Source organism: bacterium (assembly GCA_024228115.1).
Lineage (GTDB): Bacteria > Myxococcota_A > UBA9160 > UBA9160 > UBA6930.
Map to the genome: position 1 here is coordinate 1 of JAAETT010000102.1, position 23,528 is coordinate 23,528.

The following is a 23,528-nucleotide window of genomic DNA, read 5'->3' on the forward strand; positions in this document are numbered from 1 at the left end:
CGGAGCTGGCGATCCCGAGAGAAGGCCACCTTGAAAAACACACCCACAAAGGGCTAATCACACCACACCTGTCTTGGGCGGCTCCCTATGGCCGCTTTTCAGACGTTCACGTATGGCCGGTTTTGAGGTGTTCACCGAGGGATCTGCTGATCCGGCACAGTGGAGCAAACCACAAGCGGGAGACCATCGCGTTCTCGAAGCGCCGCCAATCGGCATTGGAACGGGTCGCGGTGTTCGCGGTCTGGGTGAATTTCCAGAAGAGCCGGCACGAGAAGGCACGGGACGCGACACCCGCCCAGTGGCTCGGCCTCGTCGATCGAAAGCTCACGACGGAGGACATCCTCGCCGCTCGCCACTTCCCCAGCCGGATTCCGCTTCCGTTGCGCTGGCGGCAGTACTACGAGGGGCGAATCCCTACCCGCGCGAGGCGCTGCGCTTCGCCTCCGTCCTACCGCTTCGCCACGTGAAGCGCCTGGAACCGCCTGTTCGTTCGTTGCTTTCCCCGAGATATCAACAATTTCCGGGACACAACCCAAGGATCATCCGCTACCTCGGCGCTTCCGGGGCTTTCGAGGAGCCAACTCCGCAGCCAGGCTGAGCGCGTCCTCCCGGTTCCGCACCTTCTGATCGAGTACCGCCAGACGAATGCGCTCGAGTGCGCGGCCAACCGCAGGGCCAGTGAGGCCCATCTCGAGCAGATCCTGACCGGAGACCGGCAGGCGAACGGCTCGATCTTCGCGACGCCAGCGAAGGATGCGGCGGCGCTCTGCCGTTGCTGCCTCGGCCGCCAGAGCCTGTAACTCCTCGGCCCCGACGCCTCGTAGCAGGGCATCGGTCGGGCCGCGCCCCCGGCCCCGGCCAAGCGCGCGCAGGATCCGGGCGGCGGTCCGCGGATAGGCGACGATCCGCTCTGCAGCTCGGCCCCGCACGGCGAAGCGCCGCAGCACCCGGCGACGGAGCGGCGCGGGCAACGGCCCCAGCCACAGCATGAAGCCCGTGAGCCAAGGCTGGAGCGATGCAGAGGCATCGACCAGATCGCGACCCAAGCGACGCAAAGGGGTTCGGGAGGTCTTCGGCAAATGAAGACCCGGCTCGAGAGCGGCCAACACGTGCCACTCATCCAGCAGCCGAAGCGCCCGAGAGGGATCCAGACCGTGTACGGGATCGGCAAACAACTTCTCGAACTCGGCGTGGTAGCGCTCGCCCTTCACGCCACCGAACGCCCCATCACGCAGCGCCCCACGCAGGGCGCTGCGGCTCGGTCGGGCCAGCGCCATACCGAGCCGCGGCGCCAGGCGAGCAGCCCTTAGCGCGCGGGTCGGATCATCCTGAAAGCTACCCGCGTGGAAGACCCGCAGGAGCCCACGATCCAGATCCGCCAGCCCCTCGCCCGGATCGATCAACGCCGAGCGGCCTTTGCGTGCGGTGGCGTTGAGCGGTGCAGCCATCCCGTTCACCGTGAAGTCTCGCCGCCGGAGGTCCTCATCGAGCCCACCGGCTGCGATCGTGGGGAGCGCGCCAGGTTTTTCGTAGACCTCCGACCGGACACTGGACACGTCCAACACGACGCCGTCCAACTCGATCCGCACCGTGCCGAAGCGCGGGTGGACGACGATCCGGGCGCCTTCCAGCTGCGCAGTCTTTGCCACGGCGGCTGCAGCCGAATCCGCCTGCTTCATCGTCTCGTCGCGAGGCTCGGCCACCAGATCCACATCCCGCAGCGGCCGGTCGAGAAGGAAATCCCGCACCGGCCCGCCAACCAGATGGATGCCCACGCCGAGCGAATCCCCGGCTTTTGCGATCGCCAGGGTCGCATCCCGTGCCGGCTCCGGCAGAGCCCGCCGCAGCAGATCCAGGCCGATCCGCTTCACACGCGCCTGCGGGGGATGCTCATCGCTCGCGCCTCGGACGTCCCGAGCCTCGCGGGTGATGTTCTTCCACGAGGTCGCGCAGACGTCCGCCGCTGACGTGCGTGTAGATCTGTGTGGTCGAAAGGTCCGCGTGGCCCAACATGGTTTGAACGGCCCGCAGGTCCGCGCCCCCCTCCACGAGATCGGTCGCAAACGCATGGCGAAGCACGTGGGGCGAGACCCGCTCGGCAGGCACGCCCGCACGCAGCGCCAGGCCCCGCAGCCGTTGGAAGAAGTTCTGGCGAGTCATGGCCTGGCCGCGTCGACCCAAAAAGAGTGCATCCACGCTGCGTTGGCCCTTGCCGAGCAGGACGGGGCGCGCCTCGTCCAGGTAGCGTTGGATGGCCAGCAGGGCGGGTTCGCCGAGAGGCACGATGCGCTCCTTCCGGCCCTTGCCCACGACACGCAGCCAGCCAGCACGGGCGTCGACCGCCGCCAGGGGAAGTCCGACCAGTTCGCTGACCCGCAACCCCGCGCCATACAGCACTTCGAGCATGGCGCGGTCGCGCACGCAGAGCGGGGCGTCGCCGCTCGTCGCTATCAAGAGCGCCTCGGTCTCGTCCGGGCGGAGCACCTTCGGCAGGGGGCGCCCCGTTCGCGGAGAGCCGACGCCCTCGCTCGGATCTTTCGCAAGTCGTCCGGTCGCAACGAGATGGCGCACGAACCTGCGCACGGATACGGCCATTCTGGCCCGGCTACGAGCCGCCAGGCCTTCCCGTTCGAGCGATTCCAGGAAGCCTGTCACGTGCCGCCTCTCGATCGCCTTCGTGTCCCGAACCCCATCTTGTTCGAGCAGGTCCGCGAACCGGGCCAGATCTCGCCCATAGGCTTCGAGCGTGTTCGGGCGAAGTCCCCGTTCCACGGCCAGATGACGGAGAAAGCGGTCGATCGCTGTGGACAGTTCAAGAGCCATTTCGGGGCTCTTCCGTGGCCTGGGCCTCACCTCGAGCGGCGAGGGTCAGCTCATCCTCGAGTTCCACCAGGTCGTCCGGGTTCGTGATCTTCTTCGCGGCCGGCCCCTTGATGTAGAACGTGTCCGCCACCTGGTCGAGCACGGTCGTCGCCTTGGAAATGAAGATCTCTAGATCGTGCCCGGCCAAGGTCCGGGTCAGGTCGTAGAGCAGGCCCGGACGATCGTCCGCCGTCACATCCACGACCGTGTAGAAATCCGACACATCGTTGCGGATCTGCACGTGGGCCGGAGCACGCGAGGGGGATTGAGGGCGACCGACGGGTCGACCACGCTGCGCGATCAATGTGTCCACGAGCGCCCTGCCCTGCAACACATCCGCTACGACCTCTTCGAGCCGGTCCCAGGTGACCTGCTGCTCGGCTTCGCCACCGTCGGGAGTCGACACCCGATAGATCTCCAGGGCCAGCCCGGTGCGCGTGGTGTAGACGTTCGAACCGAGAATGTTGATGCCGACGGCCGTCAACGAGCCGGCCACATCCGAGTAGAGCCGCCGGGCATCGCGGGTACACAAGATGTATTCGCTGAAGCCACCACGCATCGTGCGCACGGCGCTGGCCTGGGCTCGCTCCGGGCCCAACGAAAGAACGACCCTTGCGTGTCGAGCGATCTGACGCGGCGTGTGGGAGATGAAGTAGCGCCGCGGCATCATTTCGAAGAACTCGTGAACGCGCGCCTCGGCAACGCCCAGGGCCTGGAGCTCCCGCGCCGCCTGGGCTCGGCGGGTCTCGACCCGCGCATCGATCTGACTCTGGGCGAAGCGCGGATCGTCCCCACCGGATTCGAGGAATTCAGAGGTGCGCTCGAACAACTCCTTCAACAACTCGTAGCGCCACTCGGTCCAGGCCGAAGTCGACGAGGCCCGCATATCGGCAAACGTCGCCAGGTAGAGATTGTGCAAGTTCTCGCGGTCACCACAGGTCTGGGCCAGGTCGACGATCACCTTCGGATCCGCCAGGTCGCGCCGCTGCGCGACATGGGACATCAGCAGGTGCCAACGCACCACGAACACGACCCGCCGCGTGCGATCGGCATCCAAGCCGAGACGCTCGCAGCATTGCTCGGCCATGTCGGCACCCTTGTTCGAATGGTCACCGCCCATGCCCTTGCCGATATCGTGGAGCAGACAGCCCAGGTACAGCGCAGGCAAGTCCGGAACATTCCGGACCAACTCCGTCAACTCGGGAAGCGCCTGCTCGTATTTCCCTCGCCACAGCCGGCGCAGCTCTTCGACCAGGAAGATCGAATGCACGTCCACGGTGTAGGTGTGGTAGATGACGTGCTGCCAGCGGCAGACGATGTGTTCCCACTCGGGCAGATAGCGACCGAGAAGTCCGACCTCGTTCATCACCATCAACGTACGCATCACGCGGGTCGGCGCGCCCAGGATCCGGAGCAGCGCTGCAGCCGCCTCTGGATCCTTCTGGAAATCCTCATCGATGAGATGGAGATGTTCGCGGATATAGCGGCGGGCCGTTCGGGAGAGCGGAACGTCGTGGTCCTGGGCAATGGCGAAAGCCGTCAACAGGCGCACGGGATTCTCGCGGAGATGAGCAGCGTGCGGAATTTCGAGATGGTCCACCGCAACCCGGAAACCATCTTCGGCCGGTTTCGTCTCCGACGTACCGCGGTTGGGCCGCGTTCGGGCGGCGCATTGCTCGAGCACGATCTCCGAGAACGTCTGGACCGCTCGCGCATGCAGGTAGTACTCGCGCATGAACCGCTCGACCGGCAGCTCACCGCCCGGGCCCGGGCCCAAACCCAGGCCCAACCTCTCGGCGAGAGACTCCTGCAACTCGAAACTCATCTGGTCCGTCTTGCGCTTGGTCGAGAGGTGGAGTTGGTTCCGAACCCGCCAGAGGAACTGCAGGCCGTTCCGATACTGGGCCATCTCCGATTCGGTGAGCAATCCGACGTGCAAGAGGTCGTCGAGCCCCTGAAAGCGGGGCTCGGTTGCGCGCACGGCCCACCAGGCCGTGTGGTAGTCCCGCAAACCGCCGGCCCCCTCCTTGATGTTCGGCTGCAGGAGATACAACGAATCGCCGAACTTCGAGTGACGGGCCTGCCAGAGCTCTTGAAGCTCCTGAACGAACGCTCCGACATCGGGAATCAGGCGATCCCGGACGGCGGTCGTGAACTCGTGAAAGAGCGTCGCATCGCCGGCCAGAAAACGCGCGCCCAGCACGGTCGTCTTGGCCGTCAAGTCCTCCTGGCCCATCGCGATGGTCTCGTCCAGGTTTCGCAGGGCCGCGCCAACCTCGAGGCCCGCGTCCCAGAGGCAATACTGGATCCACTCGGCGATCCGCGCCGCATAGGGACTGACTTCGTCGCCGTCATGCAGGAAGAGCAGATCCACGTCGGAACCGATCGCCATCTCCCGTCGTGCGAACCCCCCCACCGCAGCAATACTCACTCGAGCGTCGAACTCCCCCTCGTCCGCGTAGTAGGTGAACTCCGCAACCTCGAAGAGGCGTCGGAGCAACCGGTCAATCGCGTCGGAGTGGAGGACGTTGACCGCGTTGCCCGAATCCCCTTGGCGTTGGCGCTCCGCGAGGAAAGCGCGCAGCTCGCCCAGATAGCCTCGGGCCGCCTCTGCGGTGGCGCGGGATTCGCGTTCCTCCCCCGACGTGTAGGGCGGAATGAACTGGTCCAGGGCCGGCTCGTCGCTCATGAAGATCCGTGACTCATGAGGCGCGCCTCGCGAGCTTGGCACTCCGCTCGCTGCGATAGGATGAAAGGCCCCGGGCGATCTGCTCGGCAAGGACGGCACGGTAGAAACGGCTTGCGAGGCGTTTCGCTTCCTTCGGATGGGTGACGAAGCCGGTTTCGATCAGGATCGACGGCATTCCCGAAAGAAAGAGCACGTGGAACGGCGCCTGCTTGACACCGAGATCCTTCACCGAGCCATGGGTCTTCCGGACGCCGGTCACCATCTTCCCGTGGACGGCGCGCGCCAGCGATTGCGACTGGATCGACATCTCGGAGACCTTGAGCCCAGCGACGGCACGCTGGAGCGCATCGAGTTTGTTGGGCGGTACACCGTTTTCTCGGGCTGCCACACGGAGGGAGTGGCGCTCGTGGCCTTTGTCCAGGAAGTAGGTCTCGATCCCGTTGGCTCCGCGCCGGCGAGCCGCGTTGGCGTGAATCGAGACGAAGACATCTGCGCCCTTGCCTTCGGCAAAGGCCGTGCGCGCCTCGAGGCTCACGTTCTGGTCTCGTTCGCGAGTCAGATGCACCTGGAAGCCGCGCTCCCGCAAACGCTGCGCAAGCTCCCGGGCGAGGCGGAGGGTCACATCCTTCTCGCGGACCCCTGCCACGCCAACAGCGCCCGGATCGTCGCCTCCATGGCCCGGGTCGATCACGACCGTGTGGATCGGGCGCAAGGAGGTCCGCGGGGACGGCGTCGCCCTGGGCGACGGAGCAGCTCCACGAGGCGGCTTCGTGGAGGACGGACGGCGCGCAGTGATCGTTCCGCCGTGCGGCCCGCGATGGGCGTAGACGTCCAGAACGAGTCGATCCGGCGAAGTGAGCTGGAAGAGGCGATGGCGCTCGTAGCGGTCGAGATCGATCACCAGCCGTGAGGCCGTGGCGCGATTCTGGCCGAGACGGATGCCTCGCAGTAGACCATCGCCGACCCGAATCGGATCCGCATAACGTGTCCCCACCCAGACATTGGGGAGATCCAGGTAGATCCGCTCGGGCTTCCCGGCCTCGCGATCCGCGGCGAGGCGCTTGACTTCGCTGCGTGCGGTCGGGCCAGAGAGCTCGACGACCACACGGGTGTAGTTCTTGTACGACCAATGCCGAACGTCCCGCACATCGGAAAGCCCCGGCGGCCGCTCGGCGCCCAGCAGCAGCATGGCGCAGAGGCCCAACCAAATAATGGCCCGAGGGCGCTTCACGACGGACCTTCGCCGAGCCGCTTTCGCCAGGCCGCAACGAACTCCAGGGCCTGGCGAGGCGTCGTGTCGTCGGGATCGAGGGCGCGTAGCTCCCGCAGCACCTCTTCTTCCGTCGGATCCGGGCCTGCGGTCGAGAACAGGGCCAGCTGTCCATCCTCTTGCGGGCCGTCGGCCTGAGCGGCCAACCGAGGGCGGCCATCGGGGGAGAGCTCGTCTTCCTCGAGCCGCGCCAGGATCTCCCTGGCCCGCTCGATCACGGCGGCAGGCAGCCCTGCCAGGCGCGCCACCTGGATTCCGTAGGACCGGTTCGCCGGGCCGGGTGCCAGGCGACGCAAGAACAACACCTCTTCCTTCCACTCGCGCGCTTCGAAGTGCGCGTTCTCCACGGCTTCGCGGGTGCGGGCCAGGTCTGCCAGCTCGTGGTAGTGGGTCGCAAACAGGGTTCGCGCACGAAGGCCGGGCGTGTCATGCAGATATTCCGCAACCGCCCAGGCGATCGACAGGCCGTCGAAGGTGCTGGTTCCGCGGCCGATCTCGTCCAGGATGATCAAGCTACGCGGCGAGGCCTGGGCCAGGATCTCTGCGGTCTCTCTCATCTCCACCATGAACGTGGATTCGCCACGGGACAGCCGATCCGAAGCGCCGACCCGGGTGAAGACCCGGTCGACGACACCGATGCGTGCTGCCTCGGCGGGGAGGAAGCTGCCCATCTGGGCCAGCAACACGAGGATGGCCACCTGGCGTAGATAGGTGCTCTTGCCGGACATGTTGGGACCGGTCATCAGGAGCAGTTGTGTTTCGTGCGGGTCGAGATCGGTATCGTTGGCGACGTATTCTTCCCCGGCTCTACGCAGGAGGTGTTCCACGACCGGATGTCGACCAGCCGTCACCGAGAGGCCCGTGCCCTCATCGACGACGGGCCGCACCCAACCATCCTGGCGTGCAACCTCCGCCAGGGATTGGAGCGCGTCGAGTTCACCAACGGCAACGGCCGCCTCGCGGATCTCAGCAGCACGCGCCAGCGCCGTCTGGCGTACCTCTTCGAAGATCTCGCGCTCGAGGGCAGCCGCACGCTCGGTCGCACCGAGAACGCTCCCCTCCATTTCACGAAGCGCGGGGGTCGTGAAGCGCTCGGCGCCCTTCAGTGTTTGTTTGCGTTCGTAGTCTTCGGGGACACGATCCAGATTCGCCTTCGTGATCTCCAGGGCGTAGCCATGCACCGGATGGAAGCGAACCTTCAGCGTTGGAATTCCAGTGCGCTCCTTCTCCTCAGCCTCGAGGCCCGCGATCCATTCCCGCCCTTTGCTCGCGGCCTCTCGCACGACATCCAGTTCACTTCGAAAACCAGCCCGGACGTATCCCGTCTCGTTGGCGCCACGCGAACCCCGCGGCAGGGGCTTCGGATCGTCTACGAGTGCGTCCGTCAGCAACTCATCCAGATCCGGTAGAGGCTTCGGCATCCGAAGCGCCGTCGGCGTGGCTACGAGCAGGGAACCATCCTGGCCCGCCAGGGCTTTGCCCACCCCAGGGAGGGCTGCGAGCGAGTCCCGGAGCGCCGCGACATCTCGAGGCTCTGCCCCAGGCCGCTGGCAACGAGCGAAGATGCGCTCCAGATCGCGGACACCGCCCAGAGCCTCTCGCAAACGATGACGGCCCCGATCGTCCTCGAAGAGCAAGGCGACACCATCCTGTCGCGCACCGATCGCGCTCGGATCGATCAGGGGGTAGGCCATCCAGCGGGCGAGACAACGTGCGCCAAGCGCCGTGCGCGTATCGTCCATGCGCTCGATCAGGGTCCCGCTGCGCGAGCGATCCTCGTGGCTCTCGAAGAGTTCGAGGTGTCGGCGCGTGGCACCGTCGAGCACCATGGCATCGGCCAATCCGTAGAGGCGAAGCCGGGGTGCCTGAGCCATGGCCGCGGGTTGATGGTCGGCCAGATAGCGAAGGGCCGCGCCCGCGGCAGCCATCCGGGGATCCGCGGCATCGGCCAGGAAGCCATGGGGATGGGCCGGCGCACAGTCAGGATCGAAGTGGTCGGCATCGACGACACGCAGCACGGTCGCAGGAATCCGCGCCAACGCGAAAGGCTCGACGGCCCCGCGCCAATCGGGCCCGACCAGGAGCTCCCGCGGTGCAACGCGTTCGAGTTCGTCGCAGAGGCTGCTTGGGAGTTGCCCATCCGGCGCCGCATCTGCAGCGGTGGCCCGAAAATTTCCGGTCGAGGCATCGAGCACCGCGAGCCCGAACGCCCCACCCAACCGGGCAACGACGGCGAGAGCCACCTCCTGGGAACCCGCGAGGCCCGTCGGATCTCCTACCAGGCCGGGAGTCACCACCTCGACGACCTCGCGCCGTACCAGCTTGCGGCCCACCGCTTGCTTCGCGTCTTCCACCTGCTCGCATAACGCGACCCGGTGGCCGAGATCCGCCAGCTTGCGGATGTATCCCTCCGCACTGTGCACAGGTACACCGCACATCGGGATCGGATCGGGCTTGTTCTTGTCGCGGGTGGTGAGCGTGATCTCGAGCAACGGCGCGGCCCGCTCGGCATCTTCGAAGAAGAGTTCGTAGAAATCACCCATCCGGTAGAACAGGAAGGCGTCGGGTACCTGGGCCTTCAGCCCAAGGTACTGCCGCATCATCGGAGTTTCGCGGGCCGATTTGATCACATCAATCGCTCTCGGCTTTCGAGCAGGCCCGCCCGCGCCAGGACCTGCAGCAGCTCGTGCGCCTGCTTCAGAGCGTCGTCCTTCCTGTCGGAGCCGAGCAGGGCCTGAAGCGACGCAGCTTGGCCGGCCAAGCTGCCAGGATCTCGCTGGGTCAACTCCCGAGCTTCGGCCAAGGCCTCTTCCGCAGCGCCACGCGCCAACAGAGAGCGAATCAGCGCCAGGCGACTCGCCGCTTCACCAGGTCGATCTTCGATCAGCTTTCGCAACCAGGTCTCGTAGTCTCGTGCCTTCCCGAGCGCGGCGTAGGTGGCTTCGATCTTCGGGTATACCTGCGGCCCGCTGCGTCGATCGATTTCGGGAACGCGCTTCCAGGCTTCGAGGGCGCGCTTGTCCTTTCCGCGCTCGGCTTCGAGCTCACCGAGGGCAACCCAGGCATCGGTCGCATCTGCGTCCTTGCGCAGCGCTCGTTTCAAATCTCGACGGGCATCGTCGCTGCGCCCTTCCGCGTGAGCCACGGCCGCGGAACGAACCCACAACGCCGCCTCGTCCGCGGCCCCATCTTCGCCGGTTTGTTTCGCCAGACGCCGATTCATCTCGAGCGCGCGACCGAAATCCCGAGCGTCCGCGTGGAGCTCCCCCAGTGCCCGCAGGGCTGTCGGATCCTTCGGAGCGTTCTCGAGCACTTCCTCGAACGCGGCAATCGCCCGCTGCAGGAATCCTCCGCGCTGGAAATCTCCGGCCAATCCGGCCAGGGCTTCGTTCCGCGCTCCCCCCGGAAGCTCCGTTCGCAAGAGCAGGTTCTGATGGATCCGGATTGCCCGCCCGATCTCGCCACGGCTCCGATACAGAGCCGCCAAGGCGAGGTACGCGTCCGGGTCATCGGAATCTGCGCGCGCTGCGCGCACCAGAGCCTCTTCCGCTCCGTTCAGGTCGCGCTCGAGCAGACGCAGCAGCGCCTCCCGAAACGGATCCTCCCGGGAATGCGACGCCCTGCCCACCCCGCGGAGCGCCCTACCAATCCGACTCACCGAGCGCGGCTCATGGAGCGCCTGGAACCGGCGAGTCCTCCGCCGAGCCGTCGTTCACGGCCTCGCTGCCTGCCAGCGGCAGATTGCGAAGCTGGTGGATCTCCGACTCGAGGCCGACCACCGCTTTCCGGTAGCGCCGGGCCACCAGGCTCTTCTTGGCGAGCTGATACAGCAATCCTGCGCTCGCGCAGAGCACGCCGACCAGAAAGGCGAGACCGAGCGCGATCCACAATGCCACCGGCGGTGCCTGCCAGAACAGGAGATCCACATTCACCAGCACCGAGTTCGCATCCGGCAGCGTTCGAGAAACGTAGACGAGGCCCGCCAGGAGCACGAGCACGACCAATCGGCGAATCCATTTCACGAGCTGTGATCCTCCCCTACGAGACGCTTCGACGCCCCGAGGTCAAGGCCCCTCATTCCCGTGTATCGTCGTCGTCGGCCGATTCGTCCAGCGGCGCTGAAGAGGCGTCGACCATCTCCTTCAGCTCCTTGCCCACCTTGAAGAAGGGCGTCCGCTTGGCGGGAATATGGACTTCCTCGCCCGTCTTCGGATTGCGACCCTCGCGAGCCTCCCGGACTTTCACCTGGAAGCTCCCGAAGCCACGGATCTCGATCCGATGCCCGTGCTTCAACGCTTCCGTCATCGAATCGAAGATCGTATTGACGACGATCTCCGTGTCCTTCTTCGAGATATGCGGCGTGAGCTCTGCCACTTTCTCGATGAGTCCGCTCTTGGTCATCACTGTCTCCGCTGGTCGGTGGGGGGCCGGGCTTCTCGGCCCGACCCCCACAGAGATCGGTTGACACTGGGCGAGGAGCTAACTCTCCTCGCCACCTCCCTGCTCGAGCTTCTCTTTGAGAGCCGCGAGAGCGCCGACGTCGCCCAGTGTCGACGTCTGCGTCAACGACTGTTGGGCGGCCATCTTCTTGAGCGCATCCCGTTGATCCCTGTCCGAAACGGCCTTGATCGAAAGGGAGATCTTCTGATCCACCGGATCGACCTTGGTGACGATGGCCGTCACCGTATCGCCCTGGGACACGGCGTCCGAAGGCTTCTCGACCGGTTCCTGCGCGAGCTCCGAGCTGTAGACCAGCCCCTCGATGCCGTCCTCGAGCTTCACGAAGGCACCGAAGTCGGTCACGTTCGTGACCTCGCCGGTGATCTCGCTGCCGAGGGCGAACTTCTTGAGGATGTCGTCCCACGGGTTGGACTCGAGCTGCTTGATCCCCAGCGAGAACTTTTCGTTCTCCCGGTCGATCTTGAGCACGACGGCCTCGACGTGGTTGCCCTTCTCGAATTTCTCGCTCGGGTGCTTGATGTTCTCGGTCCACGAAATGTCCGAGACGTGCACCAGACCGTCGATCCCCTCTTCGAGGCCCACGAAGACGCCGAAGTTGGTGATGTTGCGGATCTCGCCGGAGACATGGGTACCGATCGGGTATTTCTCCTCGATCAGTGCCCACGGGTTCGGCTCGATCTGCTTCATGCCCAGTGAGATCTTGCGGTTGTACTCGTCCACATCCAGAACGACCGCCTCGACGTCGGTTCCGATCTCCACGACCTTCGACGGGTGCTTGACCCGCTTGGTCCAGGACATCTCGGATACGTGGACCAGGCCTTCGATGCCCGGCTCGAGCTCGATGAAGGCACCGTAGTCCGTCAGCGACACGCACTTGCCATTCAGGCGCTTGCCGATCGGATACCGCATCGCCGCATCGACCCAGGGATCCGGCTGGATCTGCTTCAGACCCAACGAGACCCTTTCGGTCTCTGCGTCGAAACGCAGCACCTTCACCTTGATCTCGTCACCGACCCGGAACAGCTCGCTCGGGTGATTCACCCGACCCCAGCTCATGTCGGTGACATGCAACAGACCATCGATTCCGCCGAGATCGATGAACGCACCGTAGTCGGTGATGTTCTTGATCACGCCGTCGACGATCTGGGCCTCCTGGAGAGTTTCCAGGGTGGTGGCCCGCATCTTCTCGCGCTCTTTTTCGAGCAGCGCGCGGCGAGAGAGCACGATGTTCGCACGCCGTTGGTTGAACTTGATGATCTTGAACTCGAGACGCTCGCCGAGCAGGTTCTCGAGGTTCCTGACCGGCCGCAAGTCGACCTGGGAACCGGGAAGGAACGCCTTCACGCCGATATCGACGCTGAGACCACCCTTCACCCGCGAGAGGATGCGCCCCTCGACAGGTTTGTCCGCCTCAAAGGCATCGCTGATCTCATCCCAGACCTTGACCCGATCGGCCTTGTCCTTGGAGAGCACGATGCGACCGTCGTCGTCCTCGGCCTCCTCGATCAAGACGTCGACTTCGTCGCCGACCTTGACCAGGATCTTCCCCTGTTCGTCCATGAACTCCCAGAGGTCGATGAACCCCTCGGATTTGAAACCGACATCGACCTGGACGTGGTCGTCATCGATGGAGAGGATGCGGCCCTTGGTGACCTCCCCCTCCTTCATCTTCTTCTCGGAAGCCGAGAAGAGGTCGGCGAAGGATTCGCCTGTTGTTATTTCCTGAGTCATGTGAAGTGTCTTCACTCCTTGGTGGCCGCCACTGGGGCAGCCTGAATTTCCGGGATTTCGCCCCCGGATCGGGCGTTTTCGTCGCCGTCCGTCTTCCACTCGCTACGAGCGAGCAGATCACGGGCGGCAGACAACTGAGCGGAGACTGCTTCCAGATCTCCGGCTTCGATTCTTCGGGCAAGTTCGGCCAACTGCCGGCCTGCCTCTTCGAGGGGCGCGACCAGTGCCTTGCGATTGGTCACCAGGATGTCGGCCCACATCTCGGGCTCGCTGCGCGCGACCCGCGTGAAATCGCGAAAACCAGCGCCCTTCAAGGCAGCCGCTGACGTGCCGGCCGCATCGAGTGCCCGTGCATAGGCGAAGGCCACGACATGCGGGAGATGGCTGACCCATGCCACCTCGTCATCGTGGCAAGCCGGCTCCCGGCGTTCGATCCTCGCACCGAGCTCGGACCAGAAGGCAGCAAGCCGCGCTGCATCGGCTTCGTCGTCGGGGCCGCGGGGCGTCACCACGCAAGCAGCGCCCTCGAAGAGATCGGCTCGCGCAAAGTCGAGCCCGCTCGCGTGGCTTCCCGCCATCGGGTGGGAGCCCACATAACGCACGCCCGGGGGCAGCACGCCCGGCAACGTATCCGCAAGGATCCCCTTGACGCTGCCCACGTCCGTCACCAGGCAGCCGGGGGAAAGATGGGGGCCGAGAGCGCGCAGGGTCTCTTCCATGGCAAATACCGGCGTTGCCAGAATCACCAGATCCGCGTCCCGAACACCGGCCGCCGGATCGGTACCGGCCTCGTCACAGAAGCCTCGTTCGACGGCACGCGTCGCCATTTCCGAGCGGCGGCTGAGCCCGATGACCCGACGCACACTGCGGCGCTGGCGAGCGGCCGCAGCGACCGAGCCACCCAGAAGCCCAAGACCAACGACTGCGAGGGTTTCGAAGTCGCTCACGCCTTCGTCCCCCGCCACGTCTCTACGACCTTGATCAGCTTCTCGTTCTCCTCGGCGGTCCCGATCGAGATCCGCACGCATCCGAGCAGGCCGAAACCGCCCATGGGGCGGACGATCACACCCTTGTGGAGGAGCTTTTCGTAGGCGTCGTCACCTAGCTCGGCCAGCAGGAAGTTCGCATCGGTGGGCCAGACCTTGAACCCGAGAGCCTCGAGGCCCCGGGTCAACTGCTCGCCACCTTCGGCATTCATGCGTCGGGTCGCCTCGATGTGCTCGACATCATCGAGGGCGGCCAGCGCTGCCGCTTCCGCGAGAAGATTCAGGTTGAACGGGTGCCGCGCGCGTTCCAGGTAGCCGGCAAGCTCGGGATCCGCGATGCCGTACCCCACCCGTACCCCGGCCAGGCCATTGAGCTTCGAGAAGGTGCGCGTCACCAACGTGCCAGGGCGACGAGCCACCCAGCCGAGGGCATCCGGGAAATCCGGCCGCCGCGCGTACTCGACGTACGCCTCATCCACCACGAGCACCACATCCTCAGGCAGGCTCTCCACGAAGGCATCGAAGGCGGCTGCGCCGACACTCGTACCCGTTGGATTGTTCGGATTGCAGACGATCACCACCTGGGTGCGTTCGGTGACGGCATCGGCCATCGCCGGAAGATCGTGGGCCAGATTCTCGTCCAGCGGAACCTGGATCGGCGTTCCGCCCATACCCTGGGTGACGATCGGATACATCGAGAACGACGGCCACGCGAAAACGACCTCGTCACCCGTGCTGATGAAGGCTTTCGCCAACAGCTCCAGTACCTCGGACGAACCGGAACCGAATACCAGTTGGGCGGGTGAGAGATCGAGCCGCTCGGCCAGCGCGTTCCGGAGCCGGTAGCTCGCACCATCCGGGTAGCGATGCATGTTCTGCGCCGCTTGCTGAATGGCCTTGATCGCCTTCGGTGAAGGCCCCAACGGGTTCTCGTTCGAGGCCAGCTTCGCTGCATTCGCGATTCCGAGTTCGCGCTCCAGCTCTTCGATCGGCTTGCCCGGCTGGTACGGCTCGAGGCTCGCGATATGCGGCTTCACGCGATCCGCCAGGCTCACGATCCGACCCTTTCCGCTTTGACCGGCGCGCCGACAGAAGGTCGGGCCGGATTGCGCGCTTCGGTAGCGCGCGGGAAGGAACCGAGGACCCGATGAGAATTGGAGAACGCAGCCGCGGCTTCGAAACCCGCGCGCACTTCGGGCTGTTTCAGATGCCCTTCGAGATCGATGAAGAACACGTACTCCCACGGCGTGCCCTTCAGAGGGCGAGCCTGGATGCTGGCGAGATTGACGCCGTGATCCGAGAACGGCTTGAGAAGCTTGTGAAGCGCGCCGGATTCGCCCTTACGGACGGTGTACGCCACGGAGGTCAGGTCGTGCCCACTCGGCGGGGGCGGATCGCCTCCGATGACCAGAAAGCGCGTCGTGTTGTCTCGCTGATCCTCGATCGAACCCGCCAGGATCTGGAGCCCGCATAGCTCGGCTACCAGTGAGCTTCCGATCGCCGCGACGTCGGCCTCACGGGTTGCCAGCTCGGCGGCGGCCGAGGTGCTGGGCATCTCGATCCGATCCAGGCCCGGCAGGTGGCGATCCAGCCAGATCCGGCATTGGGCGAGAGGTTGGGGATGGCTGGCCACGCGCCGCACGTCGGCCAGCTGACCGGAGGAAGACATCAAGTGGTGGGAAATGCGCAGCAGGCTCTCGCCCGAAATGGCGAGTTCCGAGGCAAGCAGCGCATCGAGCGTTGGCGTCACGATGCCCTCGGTCGTGTTCTCTACCGGGACGATTCCGTGCTCCGCTTCACCGCGCTCGACGATGGCGAAGACCTCGCCCAGGCTGGTGGCGGCCACGTACTCCGCGTGGGCTCCGAACGTGTCCCGGGCTGCCAGATGGGAAAAAGTTCCCGGCGGTCCGAGGTAGGCGATGCGCACCCGAGCTTCGAGTGAGCGGGTGGCCGAGACGATCTCTCGAAAGACCGGCCGCACGCCAGCATCGGGGAAAGGTCCCGGGTTGGCCGCTACGAGCTTGTCCGCCAGGTCCCGTTCGCGGGCGGCACTGTAGACCCCAGCGCTTCGGTCCTGTTTGAGCTGGCCCACGCGTAGGACGAGTTCGGCCCGGCGGTTCAGTTCCTCGAGGATACGCGTATCCACGGCGTCGATTTCCTGGCGCAGCTCTCCAAGCTCCGTCTCGAAGGACGAATCAGAAGCCCCTGCGGCAGGTGCGGCCGCGGGCGTGCGGGAGCCGGGATCGCTCATGCCAGTCTCGCGTTCAATGCGCTCGCTCCCAGCTCCGGTCCCGGTCCCAGTCAGATCCGGATCCCAGCCCAGATCCGGATCAAGCCGAACCAAGCGTAGAACCACGAACCGACCTGCCGGCCACGGCGATGGGCGCGAACGCGCGTAACCCCTCGAAAAGACAGGCGCAATATATCCGAGGGCCCCGGGCCGGTCAAACCGAAATCAGGAAATCCCTCGCGCTTTCGGGGAGTTACCGGCATCTACCGACAGCTCTCCACGCCCGACGCCCTGAATGCCTCCAACTTACTGGAATTTCAGACCTTTTCGGATTTCCGGGTCAAGCACATCGGGCGTTGAACCGATTCCGCCTGCGAGGAATCATGCCCGAACCCGCCGCCCCGAATGTCACTCCCGAAAGGTGGTCCCCCAGCAGCCTGGCGGGCCGGCTGCTGTTCGCGGTCCTGGGCGGAGTGATCCTGAGTGCGGTCGTGGTCTCGGGCGTAGCCGTCCACACGACGTACCATTTCCTACAGCGGGAATTGCGAGCGAGCGTGCCGGTTCGCCTGGACCAGGCAGCGCACCAGTTGGACGACGGGCTCCTCCTGGCCCAGGCGCAACTCGAGGCGCAACTGAAAGATCCCGACGGATCCGCCGAAATCGAGCCGCTGTTTCGCGCCGTGGAACCGGTTCCGGAGGTCGATGGCAAAGACGCCGAGGAGCTGAATCGCGACCGGTTGGTCCAGCCCCGCGTCCTTTGGCGGAGCGGCAAGCCGGGCCCCCAGCTGGGCGTCGTCGCGAATCACGACGGCAGGGATTTCGTCGGTTGGCTCTCGGACTCCTACCGCGCTGAAATCCTCACCCTTCCCGGCTCGCAGCGAGGGCGGGTGCGGCTCCTACCCGATCCTCCGCTCCCGGACAGTCTCGGCACTCCCCCCGGTGGCTGGCCCGACGAGCCCGTCCCCTATCGCAATCGATCGGGGGAACTGGTCGTCGGTGCGACCCTTTGGGTGGGGCCACTCGGTGCCCGGCTGATCCACGAAATCCCGTTCGAAGTGGTCTTCGAGCCCGTGCTCGCGGTTCTCCGACGGGTGGCGGGCGTGAACGCGGTGCTGCTCCTGGCCTTTGCATTCCTCGCGCGGCGGGTCACGCGTACCACGGTCGGCCCGATTCACGCGCTCTCGGAAGGAGCGCGCCGGATTTCCGAGGGCCAACTCAATGTGAAGATCCTCCCGATCCCGACGGAGGATGAACTTGCGCTGTTGACACGTACTTTCAACGAGATGGCCGAGGAACTCGTTTGCCAACGCTCCGACATTGTCCAGGCCAACGAACGCCTGCAGCAACAGAACGACGCACTCCAGGCCGCGAACGAGGTCCTCGGACAGCTCTCGATCACGGACGGCCTCACGAAGCTGCACAACCACCGCTTCTTCCAGGATTTCCTGACGCGAGAGATCAAGCGCACCGCCCGTAGCGGCGAGCCGCTCTCCATCCTGGTGATCGACATCGACGATTTCAAACGCCTGAACGATCAGCTCGGCCACGCCGCCGGAGATGAGCTGCTGGTTCGACTGGCGGAGATCCTGAATGACAACGTTCGCGAGGCGGATCTGGTCGCACGCTACGGAGGCGAGGAATTCGTGGTACTCGCGCCCAATACGGATCAGCCCGGTGCCGCCTTGTTGGCCGAGAAGATCCTCCACGGTGTCTCGTCCGCATCGTTCATCCTGGACGACACGATGCGCCTGACCAAGATGACGGTCTCGATCGGCGTCAATACCTTCTCCGGCAATCGGAAGGACTTCTTCCAGGGCGCCGACGAGGCCCTCTATCAGGCCAAGGCCGAGGGCAAGAACTGCGTGGTGGTCTACGAGCGCGGGCGTTCGACACCCGAGGGTTCGACACCCGAAGATCCGATGCCCGACGAGGGATGCGCGATCTGACGGTCGACCCGTCCCGTGTCATGCTGCTGCCATGGCGAGCGTGATGGGATTGACCGGGGGCATCGGCACGGGGAAGAGTACAGTCGCTCGCCTGCTCACGGAGCTGGGAGCGAACCTCGTCGATGCGGATGCCATCGTCCGCCAGCTGCAGGCCCCCGGCATGCCGATGCTGGCCGAAATCGCTGAAGCGTTCGGCAACGACATGCTACTCCCAGACGGTTCCCTGGATCGCAAGCGACTCGGCGCGAGGGTCTTCGGCGATCCAGCCGCCCGCACGCGCCTTGGCGGCATCACCGGCCCCCCGATCGTGGCCGAGCTCCTGAAGCAGATCGACGACGCACGGCGCGGCAACGCCCCCCTCGTCATCGTCGACATCCCGCTCCTCTTCGAAGGGCGCGGTGCCGCGCCCTACGGCCTCGACGGAGTCATCCTTGTCTATGCCAGAGAAGAACAACAGATCTCTCGCCAGATCGAGCGCGACGGCGCCACGCCGGAACACGCGCTCGAGCGCGTGCGCGCCCAGCTCCCCATCGAGGAAAAACGCGCTCTGGCCGACCACATCATCGACAACAGCGGTTCGATCGCAGAGACAGAAGCGCAGACAGAAGCCCTCTTCCACCTCCTGACCTAGCACGAACAAGTCAACCAGCGGGGACGGAGTTTACAATTGACTTGTCAAAGAGGGGCCGCTGCCCCTCTTTGACAAGTCAATTGTAAACTCCGTCCCCGCTGGTTGACTTGTTCTCTAGTCGATTTCCTCGACGTGCTCCACGACGTCCACCTGGCGAACCGCCGCGACGAAGGCGGCCATGCGGGCGGGATCCTTTCGCACGTCTCCCTCCCGTTCGACACCGGTTGCCACATCGACACCCCAGGGCAGCAGGTCACCCAGGCCTTCCAACGCATCGGCGACGTTTTCCGGGTTGAGTCCGCCCGCGAGGATCAGATCTGCGCCCTCGGCGATCAGCTCGGCAGCCTCGGTCCAGTTCCAGGTCTCGCCTTTTCCGCCGCCCTTCGTCGGGTGGTCGAGGAGTAACAAGGCTCCGGGGTATCGATCCGCCGCTTCGCGATCGGCACCGCGCACCGCCTTGATCACCGGGTAGTCCACCAGCTCGATGTCTTCCTCGGATTCGTCCCCGTGGAACTGGATTCGCTCCAGCTCGACCCGGCGGGTGACACGCTCGATCTCCGCCCACGGCGCATCCCGAAAGATGGCGACGCGCTCGACTTGTCCTTCGACCCTCCGGGCGATCGCCTCGGCATCGTCGAGGTTGAGGCAGCGCGGCGAATCCGCCACGAAGTTCAGCCCGATCAAGTCGGCCCCGGCATCGACTGCCGCTGCCGCGTCATCGGGTTGCACGATTCCACAGATCTTGATGCGTACGCTCACTGGGCTCCTCGAAGACGCAGGAGAGCGCCCTCAACGTCTGTTTCTCGCATCAGCGATTCTCCGACCAACAGGGCATCGGCCCCGGCGGCCGCGAGTCGCTTCACGTCCTCCGGCCCGAAGATACCGCTCTCAGAGACCAACACGGCATCTCTCGGAACTTTCGGTGCGAGCCTTTCCGTGGTGGCGAGATCCGTCACGAAGCGGCGCAGGTTCCGATTGTTCACTCCGATCAGGTCGGCTCCGATCGAAGCGGCCACGTCCAACTCGGCCTCATCGTGGACTTCCACCAGCACATCCATTCCAAGTTTTCCTGCATGCACGCTCAGCCGCTCCAGGGCCGAACGATCGAGTGCGCTCACGATCAACAACACCGCATCGGCGCCGGCCGCTCGGGCTTCGTCGATCTGGTAGGCGTCGATCACGAAATCCTTGCGCAGGAGCGGCAGGGCCGTAACCGCCCGCACGGCACGAAAGATGTCGAGGCTTCCGCCGAAAAAGTGTTCGTCGGTGAGGACCGAGAGCGCCGCAGCACCAGCCGCAGTGTAGGCCCGCGCGATCTCCACCGGGTCGAAATCGGCACGGATCTCTCCCTTGCTGGGCGAGCGTCGCTTGATCTCCGCGATGACCCGTGGCTTCGGCCCCTCCGTCAGGGCGCGGCGGAAGCCCCGAGCCGGCACGCTCATCTCGCTCGCGGCTCGGGCCATGTCGTCGCCCGACGTTCGCGAGCGCGCGGAGACGAGTTCCTCGCGCTTATGGGCCAGAATGTCATCCAGGATGTTCATGCCGTGCCGCGGCCTTTCGTGGCGCGAACCAGGGCCTCGAGCTTCTCCCGAGCCGCTCCCGCATCCAGACTCTTGCGCGCGAGTTCAGCTCCAGCCACCCAATCTTCCGCGGCGCCAGCGACCCACAGGGCCGCTCCCGCATTCGCCACGACGATGTCGCGTCGCGGCCCAGGCTCTCCATCGAGGATCTTCCGCGCAAGGCTCGCGTTCTCTTCCGCATCGCCACCCCGGAGGCTCTCGGGATCCGCCAGCCCGATCCCGATCTCTGCCGGGTCGAGCTCCAGCGGCCGAACGCCGCCAGAATCCACCCACGCGGCGTGGCTCGGCCCGGTCACCGTGATCTCGTCGAGGCCGTCACTACCATGGACCACCAGCGCCCTCTCGGCACCGAGTTCGAGGAGAACCTCCGCCAGGCGCTGAACCCACGCTCGACCGAACACGCCGATGAGCTGGCGCCGCGCGCCGACCGGATTGAGCAGCGGCCCCATGCAGTTCATGACGGTTCGCAGGCCGAGCTGTTGACGGACAGGAGCCACGAAACGCATCGCCGGATGCGCCCGGCGCGCAAAGAACGGCCCGATACCGACCTCGGCGAGAACCTCCGCCGCGGCTTCGATCGGGAGATCCGCTTCCACCCCCAGGGCTTCGAGCACATCGAAGCTACCGGTGCGGCTCGAGGCGGCCCGGTTGCCATGTTTGGCAACCGGCACGCCGGCACCCGCGACCACGAACGCAGCCACCGTGGAGACATTGAAGGTATCCGCACCGTCTCCACCCGTGCCGCAGGTATCCACCGTGCGCGGATCGACGAGGGCCGACGTCTCCGCCCGGCCTCGCAACACCCGGGCCAGGGTCGCGATCTCGCGCGTCGTCTCTCCCTTCGCGCGAAGGGCGATCAGGAGCGCGGTGATCTGCACCTCGCTGGCATCGCCGTCCATGATCGTGCCAAACGCAGCCTCCAGCAGCTCCGAGGGAACCTCGTGGCCGTCGAGTGCGCACTCGATGGCACCGACGAGACTCATCGGACGGTCGCCCCATGCCCGCAACGGGCGACGAAGTTTCCGAGCAGCCGCTTCCCCTCGCCGGTCAGGATCGACTCGGGATGGAACTGCACTCCTTCGATTTCGAGCTCCCGGTGGCGAACCCCCATGATCTCACCGTCCGCCGTGCGCGCCGTCACGGCCAGAACGTCTGGACAATGGTCGCCATCGATCACCAGGCTGTGGTAGCGGGTCGCCTCGAAGGGGATCGGCAGGCCGGCGAACACGCCCTCTTCTTCGTGGCGAATCTCAGACGTCTTGCCATGCATGATCTTGCGCGCGCCAACGATCCGTCCTCCGAAACACTGGCCGATCGCCTGGTGGCCAAGGCACACGCCGAGCACGGGAATGCCCGCCTCGCCGAAGGCCCGGACGGCCGGAACCGATACGCCCGCGTCTTCCGGGCGGCCAGGCCCGGGAGAGATGACCAGCCCATCGGGCCCGCGTGCAACGAGGCTCTCGACGCTCTCGTCGTCATTGCGCAGGACCTCGGTCTCCGCGCCGAGTTCGCCCAGATACTGGAAGAGGTTGTACGCGAAGGAATCGTAGTTGTCGATCATCAGCAAGCGCGGCATCAGCTTCCGTCTTCCGGCCCTTGGCACGACATTAGTCGGTTCCTTCCCGCGCCATGTCGATGGCCTGGATCATGGCGCGCGCCTTGTTGTTGCACTCGAGGAACTCGAGTTCCGGAACCGAGTCCGCCACGACACCCGCACCCGCCTGAACATGGACCTCACCGTCATGAACGAGCATGGTCCGAATCGTGATGGCCAGATCCATGTTCCCCGAATAGTCGATATACCCGGCGCAGCCACCGAAGGGCCCGCGCCGAACACACTCGAGTTCGTCGATGATCTCCATGGCCCGCACTTTCGGCGCGCCAGAAAGGGTGCCAGCGGGAAACGTCGCGCGCAGCAGATCGAGCCAGTCGCGCTCCCCGGTCAGCCGGCCCTGGACGTTCGACACGGTGTGCATGACGTGGGAGTAGCGCTCGATATTGGCGTATTCGGTCACGCGAACGCTGCCAACCTCGGCAACCCGTCCGACATCGTTGCGCCCGAGATCCACCAGCATCACGTGCTCCGCGATCTCCTTCGGATCGGTCCGCAGCTCCTCTTCCATGGCGAGGTCGTCCTTCGGATCGCGGCCACGCCGGCGGGTCCCGGCGATCGGTCGAACGTCGATCTCGTCCCCCTCGAGGCGCACCAGGATCTCCGGCGAAGAGCCGATCAGGAGCGAACCCTCCATCTGCATGTAGAACAGATACGGACTCGGGTTGATGTGGCGGAGCATCCTGTAGAGCAGGAAGGGGTCGACCTGGAGCGGCACCGAATGGCGGAAGCCCAGCACCACCTGGAAGACATCGCCTGCAACGACGTAATCCTTGGCCCGCTTCACGGCGTCCTGATACTGCTCCTGGCTCATGCTCGTGCGGACCGCCATCGGCGCGCGCACGACTTCACGCCGAGTCTCCACCGGCAGCGGTTCCCGCAACTCGTCGACGACGCGGTCGAGCGCGCGGACCTCATCGGCGTACCGCTCGGCCGGATCATCCCCATCGCGTAGATGGACGTGCCGGATGATCAGTGCGGTATGACGCACCTGATCGTAGGCAACGACGGTCTCTGGAAAATGGAACCAGAGATCCGGCAATCCAAGCTCGTCCGGGTTCTGGTCCGGAATGCGCTCGACGAAGCGCACCCAATCCCAACCGACCATGCCCACGGCACCGCCAGAGAAGCGCGGAAGCGGTTCGCCGGGCAACTCGACCGGGCGATAGGCTGCGATGCGATCTCTGAGCAGTTCCAGCGGATCGCCAGGGGCCGTTTCCCGACGTACCTCACCGTCTTCTTCCCACTCGACATCAGCACCCCGAGCACGGAAGATCGCCCGGGCCCCGGTCCCGATGAAGCTGAATCGCGCCCATTTCTCACCGCCCTCGACGGATTCGAACAGGAAAGACGTCCGACCATCGTCCAGCCGACGAAACAAGGACAGCGGCGTGTCCAGGTCCGCGAGGATCTCCCGGACCACGGGGATGAGATTGCCTTGGGCGGCAAGCCTCACGAACTCTTCGGGCTGAGGGCGGAGCACGATGCGTCCAGCCAAATGCGAGGAAGTCCCGTAGCTAGCAAAGCCCC

At 65.3% G+C, this 23,528-nt stretch carries 20 protein-coding genes; 3 read left to right on the forward strand and 17 right to left on the reverse strand.

What is annotated here, in order from left to right:
- Positions 1-215 precede the first annotated feature (215 nt).
- A complete protein-coding gene (locus tag GY937_05275; GenBank protein MCP5056122.1) occupies positions 216-467 on the forward strand; it encodes a hypothetical protein in 252 nt (83 codons plus the stop codon).
- 72 nt (positions 468-539) lie between these two features.
- Here the strand turns inward: GY937_05275 and GY937_05280 are convergent, their stop codons facing one another.
- The 12 genes from GY937_05280 to pheA form a co-directional block, all read right to left on the reverse strand.
- On the reverse strand, positions 540-1,871 hold the full coding sequence (locus GY937_05280; GenBank protein MCP5056123.1) for a CCA tRNA nucleotidyltransferase: 1,332 nt from the start codon (positions 1,869-1,871) through the stop codon (positions 540-542).
- A 19-nt stretch (positions 1,872-1,890) separates the two neighbouring features.
- Entirely contained in the window at positions 1,891-2,811 is a 921-nt protein-coding gene (gene xerD, locus GY937_05285; GenBank protein MCP5056124.1) for a site-specific tyrosine recombinase XerD, read from the reverse strand.
- Position 2,812: 1 nt separating this feature from the next.
- Positions 2,813-5,551: a [protein-PII] uridylyltransferase gene (gene glnD, locus GY937_05290; protein ID MCP5056125.1), complete on the reverse strand. Its 2,739-nt coding sequence runs from the start codon at positions 5,549-5,551 to the stop codon at positions 2,813-2,815.
- A gap of 13 nt (positions 5,552-5,564) precedes the next feature.
- The gene (locus GY937_05295) at positions 5,565-6,740 is read right to left on the reverse strand and encodes an N-acetylmuramoyl-L-alanine amidase (GenBank protein MCP5056126.1); all 1,176 of its coding nucleotides are present in this window, start codon (positions 6,738-6,740) and stop codon (positions 5,565-5,567) included.
- Between the two features lie 38 nt (positions 6,741-6,778).
- Positions 6,779-9,424 carry a DNA mismatch repair protein MutS gene (mutS, locus tag GY937_05300; protein MCP5056127.1) on the reverse strand — a complete coding sequence of 882 codons (2,646 nt, stop codon included), beginning with the start codon at positions 9,422-9,424 and terminating at the stop codon, positions 6,779-6,781.
- 23 nt (positions 9,425-9,447) lie between these two features.
- Entirely contained in the window at positions 9,448-10,479 is a 1,032-nt protein-coding gene (locus GY937_05305) for a tetratricopeptide repeat protein (protein MCP5056128.1), read from the reverse strand.
- Positions 10,480-10,489: 10 nt separating this feature from the next.
- On the reverse strand, positions 10,490-10,843 hold the full coding sequence (locus tag GY937_05310) for a LapA family protein (GenBank protein ID MCP5056129.1): 354 nt from the start codon (positions 10,841-10,843) through the stop codon (positions 10,490-10,492).
- A gap of 52 nt (positions 10,844-10,895) precedes the next feature.
- Positions 10,896-11,222, reverse strand: a complete 327-nt coding sequence (locus tag GY937_05315; GenBank protein MCP5056130.1) for an integration host factor subunit beta — start codon at positions 11,220-11,222, stop codon at positions 10,896-10,898.
- Positions 11,223-11,300: 78 nt separating this feature from the next.
- Complete coding sequence (locus GY937_05320; protein ID MCP5056131.1) at positions 11,301-13,013, reverse strand: 30S ribosomal protein S1; 1,713 nt, start codon at positions 13,011-13,013, stop codon at positions 11,301-11,303.
- Positions 13,014-13,024: 11 nt separating this feature from the next.
- Complete coding sequence (locus GY937_05325; GenBank protein ID MCP5056132.1) at positions 13,025-13,960, reverse strand: prephenate dehydrogenase/arogenate dehydrogenase family protein; 936 nt, start codon at positions 13,958-13,960, stop codon at positions 13,025-13,027.
- Positions 13,957-15,054 carry a histidinol-phosphate transaminase gene (locus GY937_05330; protein MCP5056133.1) on the reverse strand — a complete coding sequence of 366 codons (1,098 nt, stop codon included), beginning with the start codon at positions 15,052-15,054 and terminating at the stop codon, positions 13,957-13,959. Before GY937_05330 ends, GY937_05325 begins: the two co-directional genes overlap by 4 nt.
- Positions 15,051-16,250 (reverse strand): prephenate dehydratase, encoded by a 1,200-nt coding sequence (pheA, locus tag GY937_05335; GenBank protein MCP5056134.1) that lies wholly within the window; start codon positions 16,248-16,250, stop codon positions 15,051-15,053. Before pheA ends, GY937_05330 begins: the two co-directional genes overlap by 4 nt.
- Positions 16,251-16,612: 362 nt before the next feature.
- Here pheA and GY937_05340 point away from each other — a divergent pair, with 362 nt between their 5' ends.
- Positions 16,613-18,175: a diguanylate cyclase gene (locus GY937_05340; protein MCP5056135.1), complete on the forward strand. Its 1,563-nt coding sequence runs from the start codon at positions 16,613-16,615 to the stop codon at positions 18,173-18,175.
- 43 nt (positions 18,176-18,218) lie between these two features.
- Positions 18,219-18,806, forward strand: coding sequence for a dephospho-CoA kinase (locus tag GY937_05345; GenBank protein ID MCP5056136.1), 588 nt, complete (start codon positions 18,219-18,221; stop codon positions 18,804-18,806).
- A gap of 114 nt (positions 18,807-18,920) precedes the next feature.
- On the opposite strand, the gene GY937_05350 is transcribed toward GY937_05345, so the two are convergent.
- The 5 genes from GY937_05350 to trpE are packed head-to-tail and all read right to left on the reverse strand — an operon-like array spanning position 18,921 to position 23,481.
- A complete protein-coding gene (locus GY937_05350; protein ID MCP5056137.1) occupies positions 18,921-19,565 on the reverse strand; it encodes a phosphoribosylanthranilate isomerase in 645 nt (214 codons plus the stop codon).
- On the reverse strand, positions 19,562-20,347 hold the full coding sequence (trpC, locus tag GY937_05355; GenBank protein ID MCP5056138.1) for an indole-3-glycerol phosphate synthase TrpC: 786 nt from the start codon (positions 20,345-20,347) through the stop codon (positions 19,562-19,564). The genes GY937_05350 and trpC overlap by 4 nt, the downstream gene beginning before the upstream one ends.
- On the reverse strand, positions 20,344-21,369 hold the full coding sequence (gene trpD / locus GY937_05360) for an anthranilate phosphoribosyltransferase (GenBank protein ID MCP5056139.1): 1,026 nt from the start codon (positions 21,367-21,369) through the stop codon (positions 20,344-20,346). The genes trpC and trpD overlap by 4 nt, the downstream gene beginning before the upstream one ends.
- Positions 21,366-21,962, reverse strand: coding sequence for an aminodeoxychorismate/anthranilate synthase component II (locus tag GY937_05365; protein MCP5056140.1), 597 nt, complete (start codon positions 21,960-21,962; stop codon positions 21,366-21,368). Before GY937_05365 ends, trpD begins: the two co-directional genes overlap by 4 nt.
- A gap of 31 nt (positions 21,963-21,993) precedes the next feature.
- Positions 21,994-23,481 carry an anthranilate synthase component I gene (gene trpE / locus GY937_05370; protein MCP5056141.1) on the reverse strand — a complete coding sequence of 496 codons (1,488 nt, stop codon included), beginning with the start codon at positions 23,479-23,481 and terminating at the stop codon, positions 21,994-21,996.
- Positions 23,482-23,528: the final 47 nt, after the last annotated feature.